Below are 7776 nucleotides of genomic sequence, written 5' to 3'. Positions count from 1 at the left end.
CGAGATACCGGAGCAAGTCCGGCATGACGGCCTGTTGTCATACTGATACTGGGTTGTAGCCCGGTATGACGGTTTCAGGATCTTGTTTTTAGGTTTGGCTTAAAGCCCAAGAGCCTTAACGCATTCAGGGTTACTAGGGCGGTGGCGCCGGTATCGGCAAGAATCGCCAGCCATAAGCCGGTAATGCCTAAGATGCTGGTGACTAAAAAAATGGCCTTTAACCCCAGAGCTAAACTAATATTTTGCCTAATATTACGATTAGCAGCGCGGGATAATAATACAGCCTCTGCTAGGCCTGTTAAGCGATTGTGGGTGAGGGCGGCATCGGCGCTGTCGAGTGCGACGTCTGTGCCTTGCCCCATGGCAATGCCCACGCTTGCTTGCTTAAGTGCTGGGGCATCGTTAATGCCATCTCCCACCATGGCTAATGGGCCTGATTGCTCAAGCTGCTGTAACTGAGTCAGCTTATCTTGTGGTGATAACTGGGCTTGATAATCAATATTTAGTTGCTGGGCAATACGCTGGGCGGCGCCATTATGATCACCGGTGAGCATAATGCTGTGAATATTGAGTGCGTTAAGGGCGTTGATTCCGGCAATGGCGTCGGCACGCAGGGGATCGCTTAAGGCAAATAGCCCAGCGAGTTGTTGATTGACCATTAAGGTGGCTAAGGTATACCCCTCATCTTTTAGCTGGTTAATGGTGGCCGTTTGCTCTGCTGTTAACTGCGCTTGGGGGACATGAGCGGGCGCACAAATGATTAGGGGTTGATTTTGCCATTCACTCTCAATACCGGCCCCAGGTAAGGTGCGTTTAAATGGCAATGATGTGAGCTGAATGTTTTGCTCATTGGCGGCGGCCACTATGCTTTTCGCTAACGGATGGTGAGAGCCATGCTCTAACGCGCTGGCCAAGCTCAGTACCTGTTGCTCACTAAAAGGGGGATAACAGATCAACTGATGCAGCTGCGGCTTGCCTTGCGTTAAGGTGCCGGTTTTATCAAAGGCCATGGTCTTGATTTGGCCAAGCTGCTCTAATGCTGCGCCGCCTTTAATTAAGATGCCCATGCGACTAGCGCTGGCTAAGGCAGAAGTTACAGCCGCTGGGGTGGAGATCACTAAAGCGCACGGGCAACCAATCAGCAATAAGACTAAGCCACGATAAATCCAAGTTTCCCAGTCTGCTGCCATAAGCAAGGGTGGCATTAAGGCCACCAGTGTGGCGGCCAAAATCATGGCTGGGGTATACCAGCGGCTAAAACGCTCAATAAAGCGAGCAATGGGGGCCTTATTTGCCTCGGCGGTTTCAATGAGGTGTAAGATTTTGTCGATGGTGTTATTGCCCTGATGAGAGGTAACTCGCACCCGTACCGCCACATCCACCAATAAGCTGCCTGCGGTGAGGGGGTCGCCTTGCTGTTTATCAACCGGTACTGATTCTCCTGTGACGGCACTTTCGTCAAAGGCGGCCAGCTCACTTAATAGAACACCATCCACGGGTAAGCGACCACCTGGGTGGATTTCTATTTCGTCATTGGGGCTAAGCTTATTCGCATCGACGGTAATGATGCCGTGGGCGGTAATTTTACGAGCTTCATTGGGCACGAGTGCCATTAATGCACTGACCCCAGAGCGTGCTTTATCAGCCGCTAAGCTTTCTAACTGTTCACCAACCATAAACAGTAATAACACCATGGCGGCTTCGGCGGTTTCACCGAGTAGCAGCGCCCCGCAAGCGGCCACTGTCATTAAAGTTTCAATAGAAAAAGGTGAGCCATTGCGTGCCAGTCGCCAGGCTTTATTGCCAATAGGCCATAACCCCCAGAGGGTGGCCAGTGCAAAGAGGAGGGGGGCAAAGCGCGGTAATAGTAACAGGCTGACACTGGCTACCAGTAATAAGGTGATTAAGATCAGTATAGCCTGATAGCGCTGCCACCACGGTTTCTTGCTCATAGAGGAGGTGTTAGAGGCTTGCTCACTGACTGCGCTAAAGCCTATTGCGGCTATGGCGTCTTCAACCTGCTTGGTCGAGGTGTTTTGTGAGAGGCGCACCTGTAAACGCTCTGTAGCAAAGCGGACATCGGCACTGAGTATGCCTGGCAAACGTCGCAGCGCGGTTTCTATTTTTCCGGCACAGCTAGGGCAGTCCATGCCTTTTATGCGCCAAGAGTGGACTGTTCCTGAATGAGAGTGATGATTACTATCTGCCTGAGCATTGGCTGTGGTTGCGTCATGATTACAGCAAGACTCAGTATGCTTAGTATTAGCGTGATGACTGCACTGTCCCATGGGGTTATACCTTATTTAAAATAACTAAAGATAGCTTAAACCATAGAGGTATCTCTAAGGTCAATAGGGGGCAGTGTTTGTTGAGCATTTATTAATTAATCTTATGATAGTCAAATTATATTAGTTTTACTTCATTTCTATGGCGCTTTAATCTGGCGACTATTCAAGTTAATGAGGCGCATAAGTCATGATGTATTGGTTACCTTGGGTGCAAGGTTTTACGCTAGGGGCGGGGCTCATTATTCCCATTGGTGCACAAAATGCCTTTGTGCTGAATCAGGGTATACGTCGGCAATATCATTTATTAGTGGCTGCTATTTGTAGTGTATTTGATGTGTTGTTGATAAGCCTTGGTGTGTTTGGTGGCGGAGCCGTACTGCAATCGCATTCGGTATTGTATTGGGGAATGAGCATAGCAGGCATGGCGTTTTTGTTGCTCTATGGTGCTCACTGCTGGCGCAGAGTGTTTCAACCACAGCAAACAATGGCGTTAAATGGGCAGGCGCGGGGATTAAAAGCCGTCATTATCGGTGTGTTAGCGGTCACCTTGCTGAATCCACAGGTGTATATTGAAACTGTGATGATTTTAGGCTCTGTTGGCGGTGGCTTTGCCGAATATGATAAATGGGCATTTGCCATCGGTTGTTTTTGTGCTTCTTTGTTATGGTTTTTTAGTTTGGCGCTAGCCGCTGCTCGTATGAGCCACTGGTTGAATCGACCGATGATACAAAAGCTGATGGACGGAACCATTGGTACCTTAATGTGGTTACTGGCCGCCAAGCTGGCGCTGGGGCTCTATGAGTACGCTTAAAAAGTGTTGAATTATGAGTATTCAAGGTTGAGTGAATAACAAACACATGAGGTCTCAATATAAGTTCGTTTTTGCCACGGAATACACGACAAAGACTACAGGGGGTAAGGGCGTTGGCACCTGTGACTAAGCTCTTACCCATTGTTATGTCATGATTTTATATTGGCACTTTTCCGTGTTCTTTTGTGTATTCCGTGGCAGATACGTTTTTAATCTTTAAAAAGCTGAGCCACGGAGTTTACATTAAGCGTTAAGTGCTTGCTCTAGGTCAGCAATGATATCGTCGATATGCTCGATGCCAATTGATAAGCGGATCATCTCAGGCGTGACACCGGCTTGGGCTTGTTCAGCTTCGTTCATTTGACGGTGGGTACTAGACGCGGGGTGGCAGGCTAGCGAGCGCGTATCACCGATATTCACCAAGCGTTTAATTAGCGCTAAGGCATCGTAAAAGCGCACGCCAGCTTCATATCCGTCTTTTAAGCCAAACGATAAAATCGCGGACGGCTTACCCTTCATGTAACGCTGAGCACGCTCATAATCAGGGTGATCTTTAAGGCCGGCGTAGTTTACCCATTTCACTTTAGGGTGGGCTTGTAAAAATTCCGCTACTTTAAAGGTATTTTCTACGTGACGCTCCATGCGCAACGACAGAGTTTCTAGGCCTTGTAATAGCAAGAAGGTGTTCATAGGTGATAAGGCACTGCCGGTGTTGCGCAGTGGCACAGTGCGGGCGCGAGCAATAAAGGCGGCGGGGCCAAAAGACTCTGTATATACCACGCCATGATACGCCGGCTCCGGCTTGCTAAACTGCGGGAATCGCGTTTTATGCTTGGCCCAATCAAATTTACCACTATCGACAATAGCGCCGCCTAATGAGTTGCCATGGCCGCCAATATATTTGGTGAGTGAGTGCACCACTATGTCGGCACCAAACTCAATGGGCTTGCATAATACGGGGCTGGCAACGGTATTATCGACTACTAAGGGAACGCCTTGGGCGTGGGCTACGTCGGCTAAGCCTTGTAAGTCGGTGACGTTACCCGCTGGGTTACCTATGCTTTCACAAAATACGGCTTTGGTATTATCGTCAATTAGCTTGGCGATGGCCTCTGGGCTGGCATCTTCGGCAAAACGCACTTCAATGCCCATGCTAGGTAGCATGTGGGCAAACAAGGTGTAGGTACCGCCATATAGCTGTGGGGTAGTCACTATATTGTCGCCATTTTGCGCTAAGGTAATTAAGGCATAATGAATGGCTGAGCTACCAGCAGACACGGCTAAACCGGCAATGCCGCCTTCTAGCGCTGCAACCCGCTGTTCAATCACATCGTTAGTGGGGTTCATGATACGGGTATAAATATTACCGGGCACTTCTAGGTTAAATAAGTCGGCACCGTGTTGAGCGCTATCAAATTCATACGCAACGGTTTGGTAAATAGGCACGGCCACAGATTTGGTTGTGGGATCTGTGGTGTAACCGTGGTGAACCGCTAGGGTTTCGTCTTTCATAACGTACTGTCCTTGTGTGAGAGATACAGCCCAATGTAGGAAGTTTCCCTCTGTGTGTAAAGTCGACCTTAGCGAGGCAGGGATATTTGTGCCAATAAGCCCCCTTGAGGATGATTGCGCAGTATCAATTGGCCGCCATGTTGATGAATGAGGGTACGCGCTATAGCCAAACCTAGCCCTATACTGCCGTCTGCTACATTACGTGCAGGGTCGAGGCGGATAAAAGGCTTAAATACCTCTTCTAGCTGATCTTCTACAATACCTGAACCAAAATCACGTATGTCTATGCGTATTTGCTCTGGGGTTGTGGTTAAGTTTACTTGTACTTGACCTCCGTATTTTACGCCATTGTCGAGCAGGTTTTGTAGGGCGCGGCGCAGGGCACTAGGGCGTCCGCGATAGAGCACAGTGTCTTGCTCGGTTAAGCTGACTGTATGGCCGTTATCTTGCAGATCATCGCATAAGCTTTGCAGCAAGCTGGTTAAATCTAAATTTTTTATCGGCTCGGCCAGTCCATCTTCACGGGCAAACTGCAAGGTGGCATTAAGCATTTGCTCCATGCGTTTAAGACCCTGCTGTATTTTTTGTTTATCTTCGCCGTCTGATAAAAACTCACAGCGCAGCTGTAAGGTGGTAATGGGGGTGCGCAAGTCATGAGAAATTGCTGCCAGCATGCGGGTGCGATCTGACACAAATCGGTCTAGCCGGTCTTGCATGTGGTTAAACGCGGCCAAGGTGTCGCGAATTTCTCGAGGACCACTTTCGTTAATCGGCGAGGGTTTATCGCCGCGACCCAGACGCTCGGCCTGTTGTGCCAGCTTTTTGAGTGGGCGCGTGGTGCGTTGCAATAACCAGATCATTAATCCGGTGAGCAGGGCGGCCAATACCATAAAAGAGAGCACGGCTTTGGCCGACCAGCCGGGAATGTCGCTATCAGTGAGTGAGGTAAAGTTCAGCCAACGACCATCATCAAGCTCAATGCCCCCTTGTAATCTAATATCGGCCCGTATGGGGGGATGCCGGTGGCGTGATGGCGCTGCCATCGGTGTTTGATGAGACCGAGGGGCACGTTCGGCACTAATATAAATATTCAGCGCGTCAGGGTAGTTGAGCTTGCTACGTACTATATGCTCAAAGCGTGCACTGCGCTCACTGGATGTGGGCTCAGTGTTATTAATGCTAAGGCGCAGGGTCTTGCTGCGGCTGGCGCGCAAAATTTCGCTGTGTAAGGCGGGAGGTGACTGATTCAGTAAACGAGTAACAGCGATCAGCCGCTGTAAAGTAAAGCGACTATTTACGAGGCCAAGTGTTTCTTCTCGCTCTATACGATAAATTTGAATGCCCACCAGTTGGATCAGCACTAAGGCCAGCAGGGCGACCATGATCACTTGTCCGCTGAGGCTACTTAACCAAAAATGCAGTCGTTTAATGCCCATGATGTACATCTGCAGCTAGCATATAGCCACCGCCCCAAATGGTTTTAATTAACTGTGGTTGCTTAGAGTCGCGCTCTAACTTGCGCCTGAGTCGGCTCACTAAGGTGTCGATAGCGCGATCAAAGGCTTGGGCTTCTCGGCCGCGGGCTAAATCCAGTAATTGGTCACGACTGAGTACATGGTGTGGGTGCTGGGTCAAAACTCGTAATAAGTCGAACTCGGCTGTACTTAAGCTCACGGTTACGCCTGCATCATCACGCAACTCTCGACGAGCTAGATCTAGGCTCCAGCGATCAAAGTGCAGGTGCTGAATGTCTGGGGTGACTGCGATCTTGCCTGCTGTGGATTGTCGTCTTAATACCGCTTTTATACGCGCCAATAGCTCACGTGGGTTGAATGGCTTAGGCAGATAATCATCGGCGCCCATCTCTAAACCGACAATGCGATCAGTTTCTTCGCCCACGGCGGTAAGCATAATAATGGGCACTTCGTTACCTTGGCCACGCAGTTCACGACACAAAGTAAGGCCGTCATCACCGGGTAACATCAGATCGAGAATAATAAGATCGGGTGCTTGATGGCTTAAATGCTGGCGCATGGCATTGCCGTCGGGTACGGCTTGCACCTGATAACCGTGTTGCTCTAAAAAGCGGGTTAAGAGACTGCGAATTTCGCTATGATCATCGACCACTAATAATTGTTTGCCGCTACTCATCTGCTACCCTCTTGGTCGTTATAGCACTCTGTAAAATTACCTGCTCAAAACCTTTTCGCAACACTAAGATAAAAGGCGTTGAGTGGTATTACGGCATCAGTATAAGCGTCTGAGAGACAAAAATGATGTCAAAGTATGGCAAAGTGCTAACCCGTGACACTTTGTCACAATAAAGCGGCTAGCTGACACAGTCTGCTAACAACCGCCTGCTTTAATAGCGTGACTGACATTCTAAACCCTAAGTCCACTCCTTGTTGAGGTTATTATGATGAAGATGAAATATAGCGCACTATTACTCGCCACCAGTTTGTTGTCGGCCCCAGCCTTAGTGAGTGCGGCTGAGCAAGATGAGCCAAACAGAGGCCATCACGGTAAATACTCACAAATGAAAGATGGCTATGACATGGGTCATAAGGGCATGTATAAATCTGGTTATCACGGTAAACGCGGCCATGGCATGGGCGGATATATGATGGACGCAGAGCGTTTTGAGCAATATCTTGAAAAGCGCCTAACTAAGCTAGATACCCCAGAGCTAAAAGCACAATTTATTGTCAGCTATCAAGCGCGTTTGGCATCTGCAGAGCAAAGCATCTTGCTGCGCAAGCTAATGGCAGAGCACAAAGCGGAGAAAATAGCAGATAAAGAGCTTAAAACAGCGACCCTTGAAAAAATTACCGCCGACAACAAACTTAAGCAAGTACGCATTAAGCAAATGCAAGACTTGCTGGCTGATGCTCAAAAATAAAGCATTAAGCGCCCAGCCGTTAGCTTTCAGCTGTCAGTTAGAACAAAAGCAAGCACCACAGCCCATGGCTAGGGTGCTTTTTATTGGCAGATCGCTGACGGCTTATACCAATCTAAGTAAGTATATGGTCAGTTTGTATTAAGTAAAAAATTAAGGACTATTTTTGCCACGGAATCCACGGAAAAAAGCAAGAGCGAAAAGTGATAACGAATCAAATACTGCTAATGGTAAGGGCTCCCCTACTAATAGTTGGGTGTTTGGCTCTT

At 48.7% G+C, this 7776-nt stretch carries 6 protein-coding genes; 2 read left to right on the top strand and 4 right to left on the bottom strand.

Annotated elements, in window-relative coordinates; genetic code table 11:
- Positions 1 to 74: 74 nt before the first annotated feature.
- Positions 75 to 2288 (bottom strand): heavy metal translocating P-type ATPase, encoded by a 2214-nt coding sequence (locus ACTHY5_RS08785; RefSeq protein ID WP_441878778.1) that lies wholly within the window; start codon positions 2286 to 2288, stop codon positions 75 to 77.
- 187 nt (positions 2289 to 2475) lie between these two features.
- On the opposite strand from ACTHY5_RS08785, the gene ACTHY5_RS08780 reads away from it, so the two are divergent.
- Positions 2476 to 3099 carry a LysE/ArgO family amino acid transporter gene (locus tag ACTHY5_RS08780; protein WP_441878776.1) on the top strand — a complete coding sequence of 208 codons (624 nt, stop codon included), beginning with the start codon at positions 2476 to 2478 and terminating at the stop codon, positions 3097 to 3099.
- Between the two features lie 243 nt (positions 3100 to 3342).
- On the opposite strand, the gene ACTHY5_RS08775 is transcribed toward ACTHY5_RS08780, so the two are convergent.
- From ACTHY5_RS08775 to ACTHY5_RS08765, 3 genes are all read right to left on the bottom strand, one after another.
- The gene (locus ACTHY5_RS08775; protein WP_441878774.1) at positions 3343 to 4611 is read right to left on the bottom strand and encodes an O-acetylhomoserine aminocarboxypropyltransferase/cysteine synthase family protein; all 1269 of its coding nucleotides are present in this window, start codon (positions 4609 to 4611) and stop codon (positions 3343 to 3345) included.
- Between the two features lie 68 nt (positions 4612 to 4679).
- Entirely contained in the window at positions 4680 to 6047 is a 1368-nt protein-coding gene (locus tag ACTHY5_RS08770; RefSeq protein ID WP_441878772.1) for an ATP-binding protein, read from the bottom strand.
- Positions 6037 to 6762, bottom strand: a complete 726-nt coding sequence (locus ACTHY5_RS08765; RefSeq protein WP_441878770.1) for a response regulator — start codon at positions 6760 to 6762, stop codon at positions 6037 to 6039. Before ACTHY5_RS08765 ends, ACTHY5_RS08770 begins: the two co-directional genes overlap by 11 nt.
- A gap of 265 nt (positions 6763 to 7027) precedes the next feature.
- On the opposite strand from ACTHY5_RS08765, the gene ACTHY5_RS08760 reads away from it, so the two are divergent.
- Positions 7028 to 7510, top strand: a complete 483-nt coding sequence (locus ACTHY5_RS08760) for a hypothetical protein (RefSeq protein WP_441878768.1) — start codon at positions 7028 to 7030, stop codon at positions 7508 to 7510.
- Positions 7511 to 7776 lie beyond the last annotated feature (266 nt).

The sequence above is a fragment of the Oceanisphaera sp. genome (assembly GCF_052084945.1).
Classification (GTDB): Bacteria; Pseudomonadota; Gammaproteobacteria; order Enterobacterales; family Aeromonadaceae; genus Oceanimonas.
Note: the sequence above shows the minus strand (reverse complement) of the source record. Positions and strands in the feature narration are given on the sequence as shown.

Bases quoted from the DNA above. Each gene is read 5' to 3' on its own strand.
- ACTHY5_RS08785 (WP_441878778.1), bottom strand. From the start codon at position 2,288: ATGGGACAGTGCAGTCATCACGCTAATACTAAGCATACTGAGTCTTGC.
- ACTHY5_RS08780 (WP_441878776.1), top strand. From the start codon at position 2,476: ATGATGTATTGGTTACCTTGGGTGCAAGGTTTTACGCTAGGGGCGGGG.
- ACTHY5_RS08775 (WP_441878774.1), bottom strand. From the start codon at position 4,611: ATGAAAGACGAAACCCTAGCGGTTCACCACGGTTACACCACAGATCCC.
- ACTHY5_RS08770 (WP_441878772.1), bottom strand. From the start codon at position 6,047: ATGGGCATTAAACGACTGCATTTTTGGTTAAGTAGCCTCAGCGGACAA.
- ACTHY5_RS08765 (WP_441878770.1), bottom strand. From the start codon at position 6,762: ATGAGTAGCGGCAAACAATTATTAGTGGTCGATGATCATAGCGAAATT.
- ACTHY5_RS08760 (WP_441878768.1), top strand. From the start codon at position 7,028: ATGATGAAGATGAAATATAGCGCACTATTACTCGCCACCAGTTTGTTG.